The organism is Pseudomonas sp. ef1, assembly GCF_007293365.2.
In the GTDB taxonomy this organism is placed as follows: Bacteria; Pseudomonadota; Gammaproteobacteria; order Pseudomonadales; family Pseudomonadaceae; genus Aquipseudomonas; species Aquipseudomonas siliginis.
Genome location: NZ_CM129815.1, coordinates 4,358,175 through 4,378,912 on the forward strand (window position 1 = coordinate 4,358,175; position 20,738 = coordinate 4,378,912).

Annotated in this window: 19 protein-coding genes; 10 read left to right on the forward strand and 9 right to left on the reverse strand. The window is 58.6% G+C overall.

The window, feature by feature from the left end:
* Positions 1 to 70: 70 nt before the first annotated feature.
* Positions 71 to 4,966, reverse strand: coding sequence for an NAD-glutamate dehydrogenase (locus tag FEE99_RS19730; RefSeq protein ID WP_041480093.1), 4,896 nt, complete (start codon positions 4,964 to 4,966; stop codon positions 71 to 73).
* Between the two features lie 479 nt (positions 4,967 to 5,445).
* The gene (locus FEE99_RS19735) at positions 5,446 to 6,840 is read right to left on the reverse strand and encodes a hypothetical protein (RefSeq protein WP_041480091.1); all 1,395 of its coding nucleotides are present in this window, start codon (positions 6,838 to 6,840) and stop codon (positions 5,446 to 5,448) included.
* Positions 6,841 to 7,133: 293 nt separating this feature from the next.
* On the opposite strand from FEE99_RS19735, the gene FEE99_RS19740 reads away from it, so the two are divergent.
* From FEE99_RS19740 to FEE99_RS19785, 10 genes are all read left to right on the forward strand, one after another.
* Positions 7,134 to 7,490, forward strand: coding sequence for a hypothetical protein (locus FEE99_RS19740; RefSeq protein WP_041480090.1), 357 nt, complete (start codon positions 7,134 to 7,136; stop codon positions 7,488 to 7,490).
* A gap of 519 nt (positions 7,491 to 8,009) precedes the next feature.
* Positions 8,010 to 9,197 (forward strand): YcaO-like family protein, encoded by a 1,188-nt coding sequence (locus FEE99_RS19745; RefSeq protein ID WP_081932611.1) that lies wholly within the window; start codon positions 8,010 to 8,012, stop codon positions 9,195 to 9,197.
* Between the two features lie 26 nt (positions 9,198 to 9,223).
* The gene (locus FEE99_RS19750) at positions 9,224 to 9,520 is read left to right on the forward strand and encodes a hypothetical protein (protein ID WP_447121723.1); all 297 of its coding nucleotides are present in this window, start codon (positions 9,224 to 9,226) and stop codon (positions 9,518 to 9,520) included.
* Positions 9,487 to 10,929: an ATP-binding cassette domain-containing protein gene (locus FEE99_RS19755; protein ID WP_447121724.1), complete on the forward strand. Its 1,443-nt coding sequence runs from the start codon at positions 9,487 to 9,489 to the stop codon at positions 10,927 to 10,929. The genes FEE99_RS19750 and FEE99_RS19755 overlap by 34 nt, the downstream gene beginning before the upstream one ends.
* Positions 10,930 to 11,096: 167 nt before the next feature.
* Entirely contained in the window at positions 11,097 to 12,056 is a 960-nt protein-coding gene (locus FEE99_RS19760; protein WP_007913915.1) for an AAA family ATPase, read from the forward strand.
* Positions 12,057 to 12,061: 5 nt separating this feature from the next.
* Positions 12,062 to 13,006: a DUF58 domain-containing protein gene (locus FEE99_RS19765; RefSeq protein ID WP_016774988.1), complete on the forward strand. Its 945-nt coding sequence runs from the start codon at positions 12,062 to 12,064 to the stop codon at positions 13,004 to 13,006.
* Positions 13,003 to 13,500, forward strand: a complete 498-nt coding sequence (locus FEE99_RS19770; protein WP_041480088.1) for a DUF4381 domain-containing protein — start codon at positions 13,003 to 13,005, stop codon at positions 13,498 to 13,500. Before FEE99_RS19765 ends, FEE99_RS19770 begins: the two co-directional genes overlap by 4 nt.
* Positions 13,493 to 14,572 carry a vWA domain-containing protein gene (locus FEE99_RS19775; RefSeq protein WP_041480087.1) on the forward strand — a complete coding sequence of 360 codons (1,080 nt, stop codon included), beginning with the start codon at positions 13,493 to 13,495 and terminating at the stop codon, positions 14,570 to 14,572. Before FEE99_RS19770 ends, FEE99_RS19775 begins: the two co-directional genes overlap by 8 nt.
* Positions 14,569 to 16,305: a vWA domain-containing protein gene (locus FEE99_RS19780; RefSeq protein WP_041480086.1), complete on the forward strand. Its 1,737-nt coding sequence runs from the start codon at positions 14,569 to 14,571 to the stop codon at positions 16,303 to 16,305. The genes FEE99_RS19775 and FEE99_RS19780 overlap by 4 nt, the downstream gene beginning before the upstream one ends.
* Positions 16,302 to 17,933 (forward strand): BatD family protein, encoded by a 1,632-nt coding sequence (locus FEE99_RS19785; protein WP_041480085.1) that lies wholly within the window; start codon positions 16,302 to 16,304, stop codon positions 17,931 to 17,933. The genes FEE99_RS19780 and FEE99_RS19785 overlap by 4 nt, the downstream gene beginning before the upstream one ends.
* Before the next feature lie 88 nt (positions 17,934 to 18,021).
* Here FEE99_RS19785 and FEE99_RS19790 read toward each other — a convergent pair whose 3' ends face one another.
* From FEE99_RS19790 to FEE99_RS19820, 7 genes are all read right to left on the reverse strand, one after another.
* Entirely contained in the window at positions 18,022 to 18,324 is a 303-nt protein-coding gene (locus FEE99_RS19790) for a hypothetical protein (RefSeq protein ID WP_041480083.1), read from the reverse strand.
* Between the two features lie 81 nt (positions 18,325 to 18,405).
* Positions 18,406 to 18,825 carry a hypothetical protein gene (locus tag FEE99_RS19795; RefSeq protein WP_041480082.1) on the reverse strand — a complete coding sequence of 140 codons (420 nt, stop codon included), beginning with the start codon at positions 18,823 to 18,825 and terminating at the stop codon, positions 18,406 to 18,408.
* 118 nt (positions 18,826 to 18,943) lie between these two features.
* Positions 18,944 to 19,285 (reverse strand): hypothetical protein, encoded by a 342-nt coding sequence (locus tag FEE99_RS19800; RefSeq protein ID WP_039763943.1) that lies wholly within the window; start codon positions 19,283 to 19,285, stop codon positions 18,944 to 18,946.
* Positions 19,286 to 19,349: 64 nt separating this feature from the next.
* The gene (gene cdiI, locus FEE99_RS19805; RefSeq protein WP_041480080.1) at positions 19,350 to 19,712 is read right to left on the reverse strand and encodes a ribonuclease toxin immunity protein CdiI; all 363 of its coding nucleotides are present in this window, start codon (positions 19,710 to 19,712) and stop codon (positions 19,350 to 19,352) included.
* A 23-nt stretch (positions 19,713 to 19,735) separates the two neighbouring features.
* Entirely contained in the window at positions 19,736 to 19,972 is a 237-nt protein-coding gene (locus FEE99_RS19810; RefSeq protein WP_221264762.1) for a hypothetical protein, read from the reverse strand.
* A gap of 12 nt (positions 19,973 to 19,984) precedes the next feature.
* Entirely contained in the window at positions 19,985 to 20,413 is a 429-nt protein-coding gene (locus tag FEE99_RS19815; RefSeq protein ID WP_081932609.1) for a hypothetical protein, read from the reverse strand.
* Positions 20,414 to 20,480: 67 nt separating this feature from the next.
* Positions 20,481 to 20,663, reverse strand: a complete 183-nt coding sequence (locus tag FEE99_RS19820; RefSeq protein WP_081932607.1) for a hypothetical protein — start codon at positions 20,661 to 20,663, stop codon at positions 20,481 to 20,483.
* Positions 20,664 to 20,738: the final 75 nt, after the last annotated feature.

The window sequence follows — 20,738 nt, forward strand, 5'->3', positions numbered from 1 at the left end:
CCACAAAACCCTCAGGCATAAAAAAGCCCCGGCATCTCTCGACATCGGGGCTTCTTCATTCAGCCACTACTTACGCCAGTTCAAGCTCGGCATTCGCAGTCACCGCAGGCACGATTGCTTGCCCGCTCAACGCCAGATCCAGCAGTTCACGGTTGGCCACCGCGTACATGGCGTAGTCCGTACCGCTCGCAGCACGGATTTCCACCAGCATGGCGCGCCAGCGTTCGATCATGCTTTCGTGCTGGGCCATCCACAGCGCCAGGCGTGCTTCCACGTCCTGAGAGCCGTCGCCCTGTTGCAGGACGGAGATGGTAATGGCCCGCTGCTGCCAGTCGACATCATCACGGAACGCTTCACGGGCCAGAGCCTGCCAGTTGTTTTCAACCGGCAGAGCGCTGATCTGTTGCAGGTACCAGGTGATGTCCAGTGCAGAGCCGACGGCGAAGTAAGCCTTGGCCACTTCGGCCGGGTTCTGCCCGGTGACGTCGGCGGCTTCGATGATCGGCAGCAGCGTGTACAGGTGCGAAGTACCCGCCACCATACGCGCCAGCAATTCCGGCACACCGGCTTCGACGTACGCCTGATAGCGCGACTGCCAGTTCTCGCGGATTTCGCCGCTGAGCAGTTCGTCGAGTTTCAGGCCCAGTTCTTTCAGGTGCGGACCGAAATGCGCGACGTCACGGGCAGCGTTCTGCTCGTTGCGGCGGGCACGCAGGAACCAGCGCGTGGCACGACGGCCCAGACGCATCAGCTCGTCCATCAGTTCCAGTTGCACGTCAGCGGAAACCTGATAGTCCAGCGCTTCGATCTGACGGAACCAGTGCGGGAGGTGGAAGATGTCGCGCACGATCACGTAAGCGCCAGCCACGTTTGCCGGGCTCATGCCGGTCGACTCTTTGAGTCGCTGCACGAAAGTGATGCCCATGTGGTTGACCAGATCGTTGGCGATCTGGGTGCTGACGATCTCGCGCTTCAGACGGTGGCGACGCATGGCTTCGGAGAACTTGCTGACCAGGGTCGGCGGGAACGCCGTTTCCATGTCGCGGGTCAGGTAGTCGTCGTCCGGCACCAGCGAACCGAGCAGCTGTTCTTTGAGGTCGATCTTGCTGTAGGAAATCAGCACCGACAGCTCAGGACGGGTCAGGCCGTGGCCCTCAGCGACGCGCTCGGTCAGTTGCTCTTCGGTCGGCAGGAACTCGATGGCACGGTCCAGCTTGCCACGGCCTTCCAGATCGCTCATCAGACGCTTGTACTCAGCGATGCGCGCGTAGGCACGGCGCGCCGCCAGGGACAGGGCCTGAGTCTGCTTGTAGTTGTTGCCCAGCACCAGATTGCCGACTTCGTCGGTCATGCTCGCGAGCAACTGGTTGCGTTGCTTGTCGGTCATGTCACCGGCCTGAACCACTTCGTTCAGCAGGATCTTGATGTTCACTTCGTGGTCGGAGCAGTCCACGCCACCGGCGTTGTCGATGAAGTCGGTGTTGGAACCGCCGCCATTGAGACCGAATTCCACACGACCCAGTTGGGTCATGCCGAGGTTACCGCCCTCGCCCACGACTTTGCAGCGCAGCTCGTTGCCGTTGACGCGCAGTGCATCGTTGGCCTTGTCGCCGACATCGGCGTGGCTTTCGGTGCTGGCCTTGACGTAGGTGCCGATACCGCCGTTCCACAACAGATCCACCGGCGCCTTGAGCAAGGCATTGAGCAGTTCGGTCGGGGTCAGCTTGTCAGCCTGGATGTCAAAGCGTTCTTTCATCTGCGGCGAGATCGCGATGCTCTTCGCGCTGCGCGAGAAGATACCGCCACCTTCGGACATGATGCTGGTGTCGTAGTCGGTCCAGGCCGAACGCGGCAGGTCAAACAGACGCTGACGCTCGACGAAACTGGTCGCCGGGTTCGGATTCGGGTCGATGAAGATGTGCATGTGGTTGAACGCAGCGACCAGTTGCAGCTTGTCGGACATCAACAGGCCGTTACCGAACACGTCGCCGGCCATGTCGCCGACACCAACCACGGTGATGCTGTCTTCCTGAACATTGATGCCGCGTTCGCGGAAGTGGCGCTGTACGCCGACCCACGCGCCCTTGGCGGTGATGCCCATTTTCTTGTGGTCGTAACCGGCCGAACCACCGGAGGCGAACGCGTCACCCAGCCAGAAGCCGTAGTCGATGGCGATGCCGTTGGCGATGTCGGAGAAGGTCGCAGTGCCCTTGTCCGCAGCGACCACCAGGTACGGGTCATCGTCGTCATGACGCACGACATTGACCGGCGGCACCAAGGCGCCGTCCTTCAGGTTGTCGGTGATGTCCAACAGACCGGAAATGAAGATGCGGTAGCAGGCGATGCCCTCGGCCGCGATCTCGTCACGGCTGCCGCCCAGTGGCAGGCGACGCGGCAGGAAGCCGCCCTTCGCACCCACCGGCACGATGACCGAGTTTTTCACTTGCTGGGCTTTTACCAGGCCGAGCACTTCGGTACGGAAGTCTTCTTCACGGTCAGACCAGCGCAGGCCACCACGAGCAACGTTGCCGAAGCGCAGGTGCACGCCTTCGACGCGTGGCGAGTAGACGAAAATTTCAAACTTCGGCACTGGCTTGGGCAGCTCAGGGATCGCATGCGGGTTGAACTTGAAGCTGAAGTACGACTTGTTCTGGCCGTTGGCGTCAGTCTGATAGAAGTTGGTGCGCAGGGTGGCTTTGATCAGGTCGAGGTAACGACGCAGGATGCGGTCTTCGTTGAGCACCTGAACATCGTCCAGTGCAGTCAGAATCGCTTGTTCCAGACGCAGTTGCTTGTCTTCCAGATCGTCGCTGCCGAGCTTGCGCGCCAGGTAGAAACGGGTCTTGAACAACCGGGTCAGCTCGCGAGCGATGTCGGTGTGGTTGTTCAGGGTGCTGGCGATGTAACCCAGGTCGAAGCCCAGACGAATCTGCTTCAGGTAACGGGCGTAGGCACGCAGCAGCGCGACGTCGCGCCATGGCAGACCGGCGGTCAGCACCAGACGGTTGAACGCATCGTTCTCGGCATCGCCACGCACGATGTGCACGAACGCGTCCTGCAGGGTGTCGTTGAGTTGCTGGATGTCGAGGTCCAGACCTTCAGCGGCGGTGAAGGCGAAATCGTGAATCCAGAATTCGCGGCCGTTGGTGTGGCGCAGACGGTACGGGAATTCACCCAGTACGCGCAGACCGAGGTTTTCCAGAATCGGCAAGACGTCGGACAGCGCCAGCGGCGTGTCGGCGTGATACAGCTTGCAATGCAGCTCGCGCTGGCCGGAGACCTGACCGAGCGGCTGATAGAAGCTCATCACCAGCGGATTTTTTTCGTTGAGGCTCAGCAGGTGCTGCATGTCGACCACGGCCGAATGCGCAGCGAAACGCTCGCGGTAGCCGGCCGGGAAGCCTTTCGGGAAGTCGGCCAGCACGTTGGTGCCGTGGGCTTCGCCGAAGCTCTCGACGGTCAGTGCGGCGTAATCGTCCTGCCAGCTGCGGCACGCTTGTACGACTTCTTTTTCCAGCAGCAGCGGGTCGATGTCGAGGCGGTTCTTCGGATCGACGCGCAGAATCAGCTGCACACGGGCCAGCACGGATTCCGAGAAGAAGGTCCAGAACTCGCAGTCGGACGCCTTCAGGCGCTCCATCAGCACTTGCTGGATCTTCTGGCGGACTTCGGTGGAATAAATGTCGCGCGGCACGTAGGCCAGGCAGTAGCAGAAACGCCCGTACGGGTCTTTGCGCAGGAACACGCGGATCTTGTTGCGTTCCTGGATCTGCACGATCGACATCACGGTGGTGAACAGTTCGTCGACCGGGGTCTGGAACAGGTCATCACGCGGCAGCACTTCGAGGACCTGTGCCAGTTCCTTGCCCAGGTGAGCCTTGGACTGGAAGCCGGAGCGGCGCTCGATTTCTTCGACCTTGCGGCGGATGAACGGGATGACCCGCACGCTCTCGCCGTACACCGAGGAGGTGTACAGGCCCATGAAGCGGTGTTCCTTGATGACTTTGCCGTCGGCGTCGATTTCGCGGATCGACACGTAGTCCGGGTAAGCCGGACGGTGCACACGGCTCGGGTGCGCAGCCTTGGCGAACGACAGCAGGGTCGGTTCGCGCAGATAGGACACGGCGTAGTCTTCGATGCGCAGGTCTTCGTAGGTCAGGCCGGTGCGCAGCAGTTTGGTCAGGCCGAGGAAGGAGTTCCGGTCGTACTCGATGTGGCCGCCATCGGCCTGATCGGTGACCACGAACTCTTCGTAGCCAAGGAAGGTGAAGTGGTTGCCCACCAGCCATTCCAGGAAACTCTTGATTTCGTTCTTTTCGTCGGCATCGACCGGATAGGCGCTGTTGTCGAGCTGGGTGAGGATGTCCTGCACCTTGGCTTTCATCGGCTCGAAGTCAGCAACGGCGACGCGCACTTCACCGAGCACCTGCTCAAGCTCTTTGCTCAGCACGTTCAGCTCGGCCGCGTTGGCGCAACGGTCGATTTCCAGGTACATCAGCGATTCGTGCAGGACGCCTTCGCCGGTGCTGCCTTTTGGCAGGATTTCCAGCAATTCGCCCTTGCTGCCACGACGCACGCTGAGCACGGTGGTCTGCAGGGTATGAATGCTGTAGCCGCGACGGTTCAGCTCGGTACGCACCGAGTCGACCAGAAATGGCAGGTCGTGGTGCAGCACTTCGACCGCGGTATGGGTCGACTGCCAGCCGTGGCGTTCGTAATCGGGGTTGTAGACACGCACTTGCGGTTGCGCGTGATCGAAGCGCTCAAGCAGGCGCCACGCAGAGAGAGTACAGCCAGCGAGGTCGGAGAGACGACGTTGAGTCAGCTCGTCCAGGGAAATGATGCCGAAGAATTGTTCAGCGAACAGCGCCACTTGTGGCAGTGCCTGTTCACTGATGTGCTGCGCCAGTGCCGCTTGCAGTTGGTGCTGGAAGTCGGCTTTGCTGGCTGCGGTGAAGAACGCCATCTGTGGTACTCCGCTTAAGCTTGTTATTGATGGAAAGCGTCGCGTGCAACACCCCTTTCGGGGCTGGTGTCGCCCTGTTCCTGATTCTCGGGCAGAGGAAACAGGGAGACAGGTGGGTGAAGCTGGACGGGACACTCAGGTCACATTCACCTTCCATGAATGAGCATCTGCAAAAGCGACTGCCAGCGCTGCCGGCAATGCCTTTACGGGTGCTCATCCGTTGCGCAGCTTAATGGGTGCGACAATGTGTCTGCTTGCGGTGCTGCGACATATTCGGTCATTGGCACGTAAATGCAGGGTTTCGCCTGCTTCAACACTAGCAGGCGTGCGCCGAGATGCAGGTTCGAAACCCCGGTTTCACGGGACTTTCGTGCCAGGTCGGTCGCCGAGGACATTACATATCCGGAAACGAAAACGCCCAAGGCCCTTTAATCGACCCTGAGCGTGGCATCCGGTTCAGCGCCAGCGGTTGACGCGGATCAGTCCGGTAACTCTTCGAAGGCTCTGAATTTACTCACTGTGGCGCAGTCGTAGCACATCGTCTGCAGGATCTGCTTGTCCATGCTGGCGTCAATGTTGCTCGAATCGCATTCGCGGCAGAACAGGCGCAGATTGCCCAGCAAGTCGCTGTCGAACGCTACGGCGCTGAAGAATTGCGGAACCAGTTCGTCGCGCCAGTACATGCCCGGCGACTTTGAGAATCCGGCGCCGCTGTCCTTCAGCACTACGTCGTAAAGCAGTCGCTGCAAGGCTGTCTGCGGCACCCGCGCATCACGATGGCCGTTCTTGCGCCAGTTACGGACGAGCGCGTCCTGCGCCGTGCCCAGCATGTTGCGCGGAATGGTGTTGGAGGCGTGACTGCGCCCTTTGGAATTGCCGGTGGCATAAAAGTGCGCGGCGTTTCGTACCGCCAAGCGGGCGAAGTAATACAACTGACTCACCGAGAAGTCCTGCAACAACTGCCCGACCACCTCATCGGCACGGGCTTCGGCCGTGAAGGCGAAATCCACCTCACTGGCCAGCACACGAATGTATTGAAGCGACTCTTCGCGGGCGAGACTGAAGACCAGGGAATAGATTTCGCTCTTCCAGGCAGCCTTCACGCTGCCCGACAATTCCTGATACAGCGCCAGATACAGATTCTCTCGGGTACAGCGCGCCGCGCCATCCAGCGTGGCGTTGGGCAGCCAGCGCACGGCGCTGTACTCGCGAATACTGCAGCCCTCGCTGCGATCGAAGGCGTTGATATCGGATTCGGTGGAAACCGCCAGCACCCCGGCTTCGTGCAGGCTTTTGAGCAACTCTTCACGGGCCTCGAACGTCAGGGCAAGCAGCTCCTCTCGGGATGGCGCGTTCAACGGCGCAATCCATTCAACGTTTGCGCCGTAGCCATCATCGAGCAAGGCGAGCAACGTCAACTTCTGCACAAAGCCCAGATTGGCGTAAGGCACTGCAGGGAGTTGCGCGCCATATCTGGCCTGCAACTCCAGACGGTCCCGCGCTGCCCGGGCGGCCAGTTGCTGCTGGCGAACCTTGAAACATTCTGTGCAGTTGCACGCTGTGTGGCGGCCATTGGCGCCGGGGACACTGTGCTGGTGCTCACAGCGGACGCATTTGAATGCACTGCGCAACGAAAGCGGAGTTCCCCTGGCGTAGCGGCGCATCCACATCGGCAGTTCACAGTAAGGACAGGCGAGGTCTGTGCTGACGATCGGTGGCAGAACCTTGAGCAGACTGCGCACCGTGGAAGGAATCTGGAATTGCGCCATCAGCTGCGAAGTTTTCTCACCTTCCAGATAGCGCTTGTAGATCTCCTCGATCTGTTCATCAGACAGGTGGCGAATTTCTTCGGCGCGTTCGAAATATTGGGTCATGGCAAAGGTCCTTTTTTGGGGTTTTGGTAACGCACTCCGTTGCGCAAGAGCGGCGAAACTAACGGCAAAAAGGTGGACATCACAAGCGAAAAATCGCAATTTCGGGTGGATTTTGTGAATCCGGTAATTGCCTTACGCTGGCGTCGGATTTTCCCTTCTTGCTACTCGGAACCGAGCGACGGAAATGTCCTGCTTTGCCACTTTTTACCGATGCAGGCAGCGCGAACGAGCAGAGACTGGCAAAATCGCGCCTTCGAACAGATTCACCGCCGCCACTGCCCAGGATTTCCCCCATGCAAATGACCACCGCCCTACTGATCGTCAACCCGTGCGACGACGAAGAAGACAACATGGCCATGCTCTGCTGCCACAGCGACAAGGGCGAGATGTTCCTGATGAGCCGTTATCCGGATGAGGATGAGCTGGAGATCACGCTGGATGGCGAGCCTTCAACGCTGGAGGGGGTGAAGGTCACGCTGACGTCGAAACTGCTGAAGATCGAGATTGCTGCGGCGGATGCCGATGCGTTGAATGGGGATGATGTGCTGGAGATCAGTTTCAATCCGGACATGGTGGATATGGATGAGGTTGTTGAGACTTTGAAGAATATTCTCGATGGGACAGGAACTTTTGTAATTAATCTGGAATAACCAGTTCGGCTCGCATGACAAGATAAATGACGACGGCATTTGATCGCCCCTTATGCCATCGTCATTAATTCCACGCTGATCGATACCTCTACAAGCTCTAAACACCTGAAAACCATAATTCGCGCTAATTTTCCGCATAGAACGCCGCTGTGTTTAACAGCACGAAGCTCGATCCTACTACTCCTCAAGAAGTGCCCTACGCAATCATCGGAAGCCGTCTGATTGCGGGCCCACCCCTCCCTTGTTATTACTCGTTGCGCTTGCAAAAAAACATGCAAGCTCGGCGCACAAAAAAGTGCCGACAACGTGATATTCAATGGAGTCATATGTAATGGGTAGAAAACGTTCTGAAATAAACACCTTCGAGGATTTGCCTTATGGCTCGGGCCACTTTGAAGGTTTCCTGGCGACGGAACTGGACTTCTTCGCCTCACTGACCCGCTGACTCGGCCTCCCGATCAGCCAATCCTGAAAATGCCGAAAGTCGATCTTTCGGCATTCAAGCCTACGAGGCTCACCATGTCAGAGCGTGAGATTTCATCCAGCGAAGCGTTTGTCCGAATAAACAATGTTATCCAGACACTGGGTTTGAAAGCGCGAGTGCGCTATGTCGATGACGGTAATCTGGTCGCTACTGCCGAACTCTATAACGAATACGACACGCTGATTGAATCAGGCGCAGGCAAAGGTCCCGACGCGCTTGTAGGTGCACTTGCTGAAAGCCTTGAGCACTACGCGATGTTTCACGCCGAGCCGCCATTTTGCACAACGCTTGGTTGCAGTGACATCGCTTCGCAGAACGGGGTCGAGTCGGACGGCATTTTCACAAGTCTGCGAAAAAACATCGAGCCTCTACAGTGTCTGCAGCTTGCAGCACTCGACGGCTGCGCCGGGCTTTTTGTGCCATACGCCCTGCTGTATCCGGTCAAAGATGAACGTAAAACAACGAGTCAACCGACGCGCTTTTTAAATCGCTACGCCTCTAACTCAGGAACTGCTTTCGGCTGCACGAAATCAGAAGCACTGCTGCACGGTACCCTGGAACTGATTGAGCGACACCTGTTGTCCCGGTTTTTCATGGCCGTCTGCAGACTGATACCTGCGATCGATCTCTACTCACCGTCGGCGCCCCTGCTTGCGCAAGCCCTGTTCAACAACTCATACGCGCTACGGGCTGCCGAAGCTTTGCAGATCATCATTATCAAAGACGAGTCAGAAGTTTATCTGGCGGTTGCATTCCCACGAACCGGCCCCGGCGACCGACATATATCCGCAATCGGCTCCGGCTGTTCTTTGGACATATTTATCGCCATCCAAAGAGCGGTAACGGAGCAATTCCAATCAAACGCCTTATACGACGCCAACGATGAAATCGCGGACCGAAAGGTACTTGATGTGCTTTGTCAATCCGAGAAACTGAAACAGCTGATAGACTTTGCACCCGTTAAAAACTTGAAACTCAATACCCTGGCGCCGCCAAAAAGCCTGCTTGCACTCTCTGTTCATGAACAACTTGCCTTGCTCCGAAAAAACCTGAGCGGTATGAACAAAGTCCTATTTTTCAGAACAGTCATGGAGTACCCGGGGACCAACGTAGTTACCCAGACTTATATCCCGGGTCTCGACCGATTCAACATAATCAGAAATGGCCAACCCGTAGCTCCTCAGCACATTTTGCTCGGCACCAGGAGCACGCCAACGGCGTGATCCAAAACGACCACAGGCCCATACTCATGCAGACATTTATAAGAACAGCCTGCGAGAAACATCGACTCCTGCTGGTGATGACAATAGGCGCGACCATCACCCTGAAAATCCTGGCCCTGGCCCCTCCTTTGTTATTGGGCAAGATCGTCGATTCACTAAACGATGCCGATCACACAACGCTGCGTACGCTGCTTTTTTTCACCGCAGCTTTTACGCTGGCCGGTTGCATTCAGTCGATGACCACCCCCTGCAAACGCTGCTGCTCTCAAAGCTCGTCCAGCGAATTGTCATGGATGCTTCCATCAATTGGATGGCGCGGTTGACGGGCAAGGATTTTTCCCAGTTTGGCACGTGGCGAGTAGGACACTTCATCAAGTCGGTCGAGCGCGGAATCACTGCCCACGAACAGTTGCTGATGTTCTTCGTCACTACGGGTTTTCCCCTGTGCCTGGAATTTCTTATTGTGGCCGGCGCATTCTGGTATATGGGCGGAGCCTGGGTTTTCTGCGCGCTAGCTGGCCTCGGTGGCTGTTATCTCTATGCAACTCACCGGATCATTCGATGGCGCAGAAAACACATCGATGCTGTTAATGACCAGGAGGATGAGCTGAGTGCAACCTTGGTCAATACTTTGAGGGCTGGTAAATCGATAAAACTGGAACGCGCCGAACGCACGGCCCTGCAACCCTTGAACCGAGCGTTTGAGCGCTACGCCAATGCTGCGGTGACCGTAGCAGGCTCGGGCGGACTGTTGAGTGCGGCGAAGATTTTGTTTATCAGCCTGTCCACCGGCGGTTTGTTGGCTTGGGGAGTCATGGATCAGACGTCCGGACAAGCAAGTATCAGCGTCGGTCAGTTGGTGGCCATTTCCTCTATTGCTGGTACGTTCCTGTTGAATGTATCGGCGCTGACCGAAGGCTATCGGGTGCTGGATCAATTTTCGGCTGATCAACGGCGACTCAAAGAATTACTTGCAACTGCTGACTTCGATAACGATCGCCGCAATGACTCTGATGCGTTGCATAACCTATCAACATTACGGCTCGAGCCCTGCGAGATCACCCATAACGGTGTTGCGCAGCTATCGATTGCCAGCCAGATCAGCTTCCGACAGGGCCAATCCGTTGCGATCATCGGGCCCAGCGGCGCTGGCAAATCGACGTTACTCGAAGCGCTGGCAGGACTGGATTTTTCGGTGCGGCCCCGGCTGTTCATCGACGAGCTGTGCATAGATCGCTTAAATGCTCGCGTTCATCTGGAAACGGTGCGTTACAGCCCCCAGTCTCCGCAGTTCCTGGAAGGAAGTTTTGAACAGTCCGTACTTTTCGGTGTTGAGCAGTCGAAAACATTGAACGAGGCAATTCAATGCCTCCAGCTTGATGAAATCATTGGCCGAGGTCACATCGCTGAAAACGCCACCAATATCTCCGGAGGTGAAGCGAAGCGGCTTTCGTTGCTGCGACTTCTGAATCGACCGGGCAAATTCAATCTGTTTGATGAGCCGAGTGCTTCGATTGAACCGAAACTCGCTACACCAGTGTGGGATTTGCTATTCAAGACATTCGCTGGACAGGGCCTTATATGTGTCACCCATGATGTTGAACATCTCCATCGTTTTGACCGCGTGCTCGTCATGCAGCAAGGCGCCATCGTTGATGAAGGCAAATGGTTCGAACTGCTTGAGCGCCCCGCCATCAAGGTCATATTGCATAGCTTGCACACGCAGACCTGAATCGCAAAAACGTCCAGAAACGGCCCCACGCAGTGCAAACGAGGGCCGATACTGACAAATCGCGCAAATGCCGTTAGTCGCCGCCCCCCACGATGGATTAAAGTAACGCCCCCAGCCCCGGCGTTATCCGAACGCCCCGGCCACCCCCTTTCCAGGAACAGTCACCGATGGAACATCGTGAAGCGCTGCTGGCGCTGCGAACCTTTCTTTCAACGCAGATTCTCGGCCAGGAAAAACTCATCGAGCGCTTGCTCATCGCCCTGCTCGCCGACGGCCATATGCTGGTCGAGGGCGCTCCCGGTCTGGCCAAGACCAAAGCGATCAAAGAACTCGCCGAGGGCATCGAAGCCCAGTTCCATCGTATTCAGTTCACCCCCGACCTGCTGCCGGCTGACATCACCGGCACCGAAATCTACCGTCCGGAAACCGGCAGTTTCGTCTTCCAGCAAGGGCCGATCTTTCACAACCTTGTGCTGGCGGACGAAATCAACCGCGCGCCGGCCAAGGTACAATCGGCCTTGCTCGAAGCGATGGCCGAGCGTCAGGTCAGCGTGGGGCGCAGCACTTATGAGCTGTCGCCGCTGTTTCTGGTGATGGCCACGCAGAACCCGATCGAACAGGAAGGCACCTATCCGTTGCCGGAAGCCCAGCTCGACCGTTTCCTCATGCACGTCAAGATCGGCTTCCCCGACGCCGCTGTCGAACGGCGCATCCTGCAACAGGCCCGTGGCGAGGCGCTGAACGGCGAGACCAAACCCGAGCGCCGGGTCAGCCAGCAGGCGATCTTCGCCGCGCGCAAGGAAATCCTCGGTTTGTACATGGCCGACGCCGTGGAGGAATATCTGGTGCAACTGGTCATGGCCACGCGCAACCCGGCCAAGTTCGATCCGGAAATGGCCGAATGGATCGCTTACGGTGCCAGTCCGCGCGGTTCGATTGCCCTCGATCGCTGCGCCCGCGCCCACGCCTGGCTGGCCGGTCGCGACTTCGTCAGCCCGGAAGACATTCAGGCCGTGCTGTTCGACGTGTTGCGCCATCGCATCATTCTGTCGTTCGAAGCCGAAGCCGCTGGCATCGATCAGGACCGCGTGGTGCAGCGGATTCTCGACGTCGTCGCCGTCGCTTGACCCCCATGAACGCCGCCCTGCCCTCCGAACCCGGTATCCGCATCAGCCTCGCCGAGCTGATCGAGATGCGTCACCGCGTGCGCGAGGTACAGTTGTTTTCCACGCCGAGCCAGCGCAGCCCGCTGATCGGCCTGCATCACTCGAAATTCCGTGGCCGTGGCGTCGACTTCGATCAGGTGCGGGTCTATCAGGCTGGCGACGACGTGCGCACCATCGACTGGCGCGTCACCGCGCGCACGCAGGAACCGCACACCAAGCTATTCCACGAAGAGCGCGAGCGACCGATTTTCATCATGGTCGAGCAAAGCACGCGGCTGTTTTTCGGCTCGGGGCTGATGTTCAAGTCAGTGCTGGCGGCGCAGGTTGCAGCGTTGATCGGCTGGGCCGCGCTGGGGCACAACGATCGCGTCGGCGGGCTGGTGTTCGGCGACAACGAGCACTACGAAATCAAGCCGCGGCGCAGCAAGCAGAGCCTGCTGCAATTGCTCAACCGTCTGGTCAAGGTCAATCAGTCGCTGCACAGCGAGCGCGAGCCGGATCGCGATGCCTTCGGCGTGGCCCTGCGCCGCGCGCGGGAAGTGCTGCGTCCGGGCAGTCTGGCCATCGTCATTTGCGACGAACGCGCGTTGTCCGACAGCGCCGAGCAGCAGTTGAGTTTGCTGGCGCGGCATTGCGATCTGCTGATGTTGCCGCTGTCCGATCCGCTGGATCATGCCCTGCCCGCCGCCGGCCTGCTGCGCTTCGCCGAACGTGGCGCACAACTGGAGATCGACACGCTGAACTTCGACCTGCGCCAAACCTACCGCGCTCAGGCCGAAGCGCGCATCGCTCGCTGGGAGCTGCTCGCGCAAAAGCTGCGGGTGTTGCTGATGCCGCTGAGCACGCAGAGCGAAATGGTCGAGCAGATGCGCGAGTTCCTGAACCCGCAGCGTCCGGGGAAAGGTCGATGAACGGCCTCGAACAACTGCAACCGCTGATCTCGCCGCCGCCGATTGCCTTCTGGCCGCCGGCGCCGGGCTGGTGGCTGCTGCTTCTGCTGTTGCCGCTGCTGGGTTTTGCCGTGTGGAAGTTGCGACGTTTCATTCCGATCAAGAAACGCCCGCTGGTGCGCGCCGAGCAACCGCTGGACCCGGTGCGCATCGCCGCGCTCGCCGAACTGGCGCAAATGCCCAAACCCTACGACGGTGCACCCGCCGGCGCCTGGCTGCAACAACTCAACGGCCTGCTCAAACGCCTGTGCCGCAACCACTATCCGTACAGCCAGAGCCACACCCTCAACGGGCGCAAATGGCTGGCCTTCCTCGATAACCGCTGCCCCGCTGCCGGCCTGACGCGCTGGATGGTGCTGGTTGAAGGCGCGTACAAACCGGAATGCAAACTCGACGACAAAGCCATCGCCGGCCTGACCCAAGCGGTCGACACGTGGATTCGCAAACATGTTTGAGTTCGCCTGGCCGTGGATCTTCGTGCTGTTGCCGCTGCCGTGGCTGATGCGTCTGGTCCTGCCGGTGGCCGACAGCGGCGAGCCGGCGCTGAAAGTCAGTTTCCTCGCCGACCTCGAAGGCCTCGCCCGCCGCCGCGCGCGTGCGAACTTGCCGGCGTGGCGGCAGCAGGCGCCGTTTATCTTGCTGTGGCTGATCCTGCTGATCGCCGCCGCCCGCCCGCAATGGCTCGGCGAGCCGCTGCCAATTGCCGCCAGTGGCCGTGATCTGCTGGTGGCGGTGGACGTGTCCGGTTCGATGGATTTTCCCGACATGCAGTGGCAGGACGAAGAAGTCAGTCGCCTGTCGCTGGTGCAGCACTTGCTCGGCGATTTCCTTGAAAGCCGCGACGGCGACCGCGTCGGTTTGATCCTGTTTGGCAGTCAGGCCTACCTGCAAGCACCACTGACCTTTGACCGGCGCACCGTTCGCATCTGGCTCGACGAAGCGCGGATCGGTATCGCTGGCAAAAACACCGCGATCGGCGATGCCATCGGTCTGGCCCTGAAACGCCTGCGTCTGCGCCCGGCGCAAAGTCGCGTGCTGATTCTGGTCACCGACGGCGCCAACAACGGCGGCGAAATCAATCCGCTGACCGCCGCAAAACTGGCCGCCAGCGAAGGCGTCAGAATCTATCCGATCGGCATCGGCGCCAATCCCGAGGACAGCGGCTCGACCGGCCTGCTCGGGGTCAATCCGAGCCTCGATCTGGATGAGCCGGCACTCAAGGCCATCGCCGAAATCACCGGCGGCCAGTACTTCCGCGCCCATGACGGCAAAGAGCTGCAAGCGATCAAGGACACCCTCGATCAGCTCGAACCGGTGACTCAGCAACCGACTCAGGCACGCCCAGCGCAAGCCTTGTATCACTGGCCGCTGGCGTTGGCGCTGTGGTTGAGCCTGTTGCTGGTCGTCCGCGAACTGTGGCCGGACAATCCGCTGCAACGCCTGTTTACCAAACACCTGTATTTACAAAGTCCGCTGCCGGACTGGCGTGAGCGCTTGCAGCGTTTGCGCCTGCGGAGGCGCCGATGATCGCGCTCTGGCCGCACTGGTTCCGCCCTTGGTGGCTGTTGCTGTTGCCGCTGCTCGGCTGGCTGCTCTGGCAACTCTGGCACCGACAGAAACGCGCCGGTCGCTGGCAGATGATTCTGCCGCCGGCATTTCACGCTGCGCTGCTCAGTGGCGGCAGCGGTCGCCAGAGCAAACTGCCGTGGATCGCCCTTGGTGTGGCGTGGTTGCTGACCATCCTGGCCTTGCTCGGGCCGAGCTGGGAGCGCGTCGAACAGACCAGCCAGAAACCCGCTGACCCGCTGGTGGTGGTGCTCGAACTGACCCCGGAGATGCTCGCCACCGACTCTCCACCGACGCGTCTCGAACAGGCGCGGCGCAAGCTGTTCGACCTGTTGCAGGCGCGCAGCGATGCGCAGACGGCCATCGTCGTTTATGCCGGCAGCGCGCACACGCTGGTGCCGCTGTCGGATGATCTGGCCACCAGTCGCAACCTGCTCGACGCGCTCAAGCCATCGCTGATGCCGGAAGCCGGCCACCGCGCCGATCTGGCCGTGGACAAGGCGCTGGCGTTGCTCAAGCAAGGTGCGCTGGGACAGGGACGGATTCTGCTGATCGGTTCGTCGCTCAATGAAGAGGAACGGCGCGGCATTCGCCGTGCTCTGAATGGCGAATCGACGCAGCTACTGATGCTCGGCATCGGCACCGCCGAAGGTGCGCCGATTGCCCAGGAGGACGGCAGTTTCCTCAAGGACGAGCAAGGCGCGATCCGCGTGCCGCAACTCGACAGTCCCGGCCTGGCGACTTTCCTCAACAGCGTGGGCGGTGAGTATCACCCTGCGCGTCTCGACGAGGCCGATCTTGGCGCACTTGGCCTGCTCAACGGCCCGCGCAGCCTGCGCGACGACGGCCAGACCGTGCGCCTCGACACGTGGGCCGATCAGGGTTACTGGCTGCTGCTGCCGCTGCTGTTGCTCGCCGCCTGTGCCGGGCGCCGTGGCTGGCTGTTCTGCCTGCCGCTGCTGTGGTGCCTGCCGCAACCGAGCTACGCTTTCGACTTCGAAGACTTGTGGCTGCGCCCCGACCAGCAGGGTTTGCACCTGCTCAAGCAGAAGCGCCCGGCCGAAGCCGCGCAGCATTTTGACGATCATCAATGGCAAGGGGTGGCGTTGTACGAGGCCGGCGACTACAGTGGCGCCGCTCAGCGCTTCGCCGAGGGCAGCGATGCCCGCGCCCACTACAATCGTGGCAACGCTTTGGCGAAAAGCGGTGAGCTGGAAGCAGCAATCGACGCCTACGAACAGGCGCTGGAACTGCAACCGGATCTGCGTCCGGCGCAGACCAACAAGGCGCTGGTGGAAAACCTGCTGAAGCAGAAAAACGCCCCGCCGCCGCCCGAACCGGACAACCAGCCCAACGAACAAAGTCTGCCCGGCGATGAGCCTTCGCCCACCACCGCGCCCCCTCCGGCGGTGAGCAGCGAAACCCAGAGCGAGGCGCAACCAGCCGAGTCGGCCAGCGAACCGCCGCCGACCGCCCCGCCACTGCCAGGCCCCAATGAAATCCCCGGCAGCAACGAGGAAGAGGAAACCGACACGGTGCCGACCCTGCGCCCGAGCGAGAACAACATCGAAGGCGAGCAGCGTCAGGCGCTCGAACAATGGCTGGGCAAGATCCCGGACGACCCGGGCGAACTACTCAGGCGCAAATTCTGGTACGAACAGCAACAACATCAGGATCAGGAAAACAACCGATGACCCGCTTCACCGCTCTCTTGCTGCCCCTGCTGATCTGCACGGCAACCGCTCAGGCGGCCGAGCTGACCGCCAGCGTGGATCGCAGTCGCCTGAACTCCGGCGAGACGGTCGAGCTCACCCTCGAAACTGACGACGTCACCCAGTTCGGCAAGCCCGATCTGTCGGCGCTGGAAGCGCTGTTCGAAGTGCGCGGCACGCGCCAGGTCAACCAGCTCAACACCCTTAACGGCGACAATCGCGCGACCACACGCTGGATCATCACCCTGCTGCCAAAAGAAAATGGCAGCGTAGTGATTCCGCCGCTGCAACTGGGCGAAGCACAGAGCCAGCCGATCACCGTGCAGGTGATCGCCAGCGACAACCGCGAAGACAACAACAGCCTCGATCCGGTGTTCATCGAAGCCAGCCTCGACCAGACCAGCGTCTACGTGCAGGCCCAGGCCATCCTGACTTTGCGCATTTATCACTCAGTTTCGCTGTACGACGACAGCAGCCTGAGCCCGCTGCAAATCGCCGATGCGCGCATCGAACAACTTGGCGACACGCGCACCTACGAGAAAGACATCAACGGTCTGCGCCACGGCGTGATCGAGATGCGCTACGCGATCTATCCGCAACACAGCGGTCTGCTGACGATCGCCCCGCAGACGTTCAGCGCCACGCTGGTCGATACCGCGCCATCGGCAGATGCCTCGGGGCCGAAGCCCGGCAAACTGATGCGCGTCAGCTCGGCGTCGATTCCGCTGACGGTCAAACCGAAACCGCTGACCTACCCGGTCGATGCACCATGGCTGCCGGCGCGCAACCTCAGCCTCAGCGAAAGCTGGAGCCCGGAACCGGATCACACTCAGGTCGGCGATTCCCTCACCCGCAGCCTGACCCTGAAAGTCGAAGGCCTCGCCAGCTCGCAACTGCCGGCCCTGCCCGCCACCGACGTCAACGGCCTGCGCCGCTACCCCGACCAACCGGTGCTGAGCAACCAGAGCAGCGACCGCGGCATCATCGGCAGCCGCGAAGAACGCGAAGCACTGGTGCCAAGCCGCAGCGGCGCGATCGACCTGCCAACCGTCGACGTGGTCTGGTGGAACACCTTCGAAGACCACCTCGAACACACCAGCCTGCCCGCGCGCACCCTGCAAGTGGCGAACAACCCCAGCCTGCAAATCGACACCCCGGCCGGCACCCTGCAACCGAGCACGCCCGACAACGACACCCTGTGGTGGTGGAAACTCAGCACCCTGATCCTCGCCTGCACCACCCTGCTCGGCTTCGGCCTCTGGTGGCGCGCCCGCTGGCAACCGGCAATCCACCGCGCCGCCCAGACCGGCCCGAGCCCACGCACCCTGCTCGACGACATCAAACGCGCCAGCCAAGCCAACGACCCCCACGCCACCCGCCAGGCACTGGACGCCTGGGCGCGGCAGCAGCCGGAGACACTGGCAGACATGGCCGCGCGGTTTGTGCCGTTGTCGGACGCGTTGGATGGGCTGAACGGCGCGCTGTACAGCGAGACCGGGCAGCATTGGCAGGGTGAGGATTTGTGGCGGGCGATTCGAACGATTCCAGCCGCCGAGCGTGTGCAGGATCCGGTGGGTGAGAGTGGGTTGCCGCCGCTTTATCCGAAGTAAAAGCAAAAGATCGCAGCGTTCGGCAGGCCCTACGGATTGTGTAGGGGGCTGCCGAAGGCTGCGATCTTTTGGTCTGAAAAGTCTGGAATCAATATGCGAATTTCGTTGTGACTTGTTCGCCTTCTCGATAGGAGAGGACAAATGACTTCCATGGCTCGCCACGCTTGACTGCGTTTTCCTGAAGCTGGTCGACCAAACGAAGGATAATCGCCCCGTTAATATCAGTTTCAGCGTTCCAGTCCTCGACGCCATCTTTCTCAACGCACAGCTCCGTCTCGATGTAGCCCTCCCCCAACTCCACGCCATAACGGAACGCGTCATAGCCATGGACGATGCCGGCTTCGACCACCTGAAAGATCTCTTGGACGATCTTTATGTCTTCGGTAATCACTGTAAAACCTCCAGATTGCGACTGAAGCTGAGTTCCTCTGAGATGTCCAATCCATAAGCTATTTGTTTCCCGCGCCTCTCCTCATGCGCCACCAACTTCTACATAGACAGCCTCAACGATGGCGTCGTTTCCCCCGAAATCAGGCACATAAAACCTTAAACCCACGCCAGTGACACTGAAGCCTGAATTATTGAAAACCAGAACCTCTCCTCGCTTGGCCAAAAACTGTCGAACCACAAGCGCATTCTCACCGACCAGTTTCTGGTTGTCCCAAACAAGCTCACTCCATTTCAAAAACTCAACGCCAAAGACCCGGTAGCGCTCATCAAAGTAAACGTGCACGCCTAAATCATCGTAAGCGTCGGTCGGTACTGTCGAATCTTCGGCTTTGTAAAACGCCTCAAACCGACCACCAAGCGCCTTCCTTGATTCTTCTCGGGACATGCCAGCGTGAATCAACCCGAGATCACCGCGACTTAAAAAACTAAATACCATTGTCATTTTTTCCGGGATCTCCTGAACCAAGAAAGATGCGCGAGTCCTTCCAAGATGGTCAGGCTTGACGCCCGCGCCCCTTACTAAAGACCCGATGTCGTCGCATTCTGCACCTATGGATAACTCACTGGTGGTAGCCCTGATAATCAAATCCTTCTGGAATATCCGGCCAGACTGGCTTGCGCAGCAGTGCATCCAAATCGTCGAAAATATCCCTGAAAAAATTGGCGAGATCCATGAAGTCCACACGTGAATTCATCAGCGCAACTTTCAACATGACATCGTCTGCATTTTCCTTGGCGGATGCCGCTCTGGACATATTGTAGAAAGCGTTTGCTAGCCTTTCCGCTAACTCGTCTTCCCAGTTCAGCTTGTAATCAGCTTCCCAACTGTCACCATCAAAATCACCGGCTTTATCTTTAACCAACTGGATGATCAGTTTCTTTACTGACTCGAAATCATTCATCTTTCAACTTTCTCTTGATCGGATAACTTTTAGCTGCGCTAGACAAATGGAACGCTTCTACTTATCAGATATAGCTCCTACTTAAGAGAACATCTACTTCAGCGTTACTTTCAGGATGGCGCTGTAGGTATTTATCACAAACTAGCCGAAGGTATTCCATGCAAACCTCTTCACTGACAACAATTGTGTCTGCATCGCTAGAGGGATACCCATAAGAAAACTCCACTCCTTCGAAATGACCCTCTTCAAATGAGCTATTTACATCAGGGAAGTTACAGTATGCTCCATCAACACTGAACCCCCAACGCTTAACAATATAGCCGGCTGCCTCGATGAAACGGCCATCATCATAAATCCTGTCAAAATACCCTTTGACAATCCAATAAGGGTCTGACTGGCGGTATGGCTGACCGAACAACTCCTTCATAACAACCTCACTTCATTGCCGGATCAGACACTGTCATTTCTTGAGTCTTCTGAACCGGAAACAATGTCCAACTCGTCCCACAGCATCGACAAGCCTATGCTTTCCATATAAGTCCCAAAGTCCAGAAAAGGCGCAACGCCGATCGCCTCAACTGAAAACCAGGTAGCGTCGCACTCTGGGCACATGAATAACTCTTTCCCAGTGGCCTTGACATGGGCACAGACAATGTAATCCTGCTGACATCTTGGGCAGATGATCATCTCTGGCTCCTGTTAGAGCACGATGCCGTTGAATGAATTTTCGCGGCGCAGATTGATATATAAAGTGGTGATCAAGTCGTCGTCATCGTCAACGTAAAACCCCATCCCCAACTCACCGACTTCAAATCCGTCATCGTCAATGACGGGGTCAATACCATGGCGACGAAACAAAGCCAACACGTCCGTGGATGTTTCGCCTACCAGCTTGTGCCCGCTCCAGGACACCGTGCTTCTTTCGAAAAACTCTACCCCTTTAACTATATCTCGCTCGTCGTAGTAGACATGAAGATCGAGCTGAATATAAGCATCGGTAGCATTCAAGGAGTCAGTTGTTTTCCAGAACACTTCGAAACCGGGCCCAAGAATCTCGCGCACTTGACCCCTGGACAACTTTCCATTCAAAGGGCCGACCGCTCCGTACTCCGCAATTGAAAAGTCCATTTGAAGCCTCTTGCTGGTGAACAATCCAGCTCCCACTCTTTCCCCGAAAGCATGTGGGCGCGCCCTATCATACTTCCTTGATATAGGAAGAAAAGTTTCCGCCACCTTGATCAATATGTAGTCGTTCGCATTTATTGCAGCGATAAACAGCAGTAGCACTCGCACCTATCTGCTGATAGAACTCTTCCTCAGACAACCAACGATCTGCCAAGGCAGCACCCAGCTCATCTATCTTTCGCTCGGCAACCATTGAAAACTCTAACTCGGACGTACCATGAGACAAATTGATTATCTGACCGCACACACAAGAAAATTTAGGCATTGT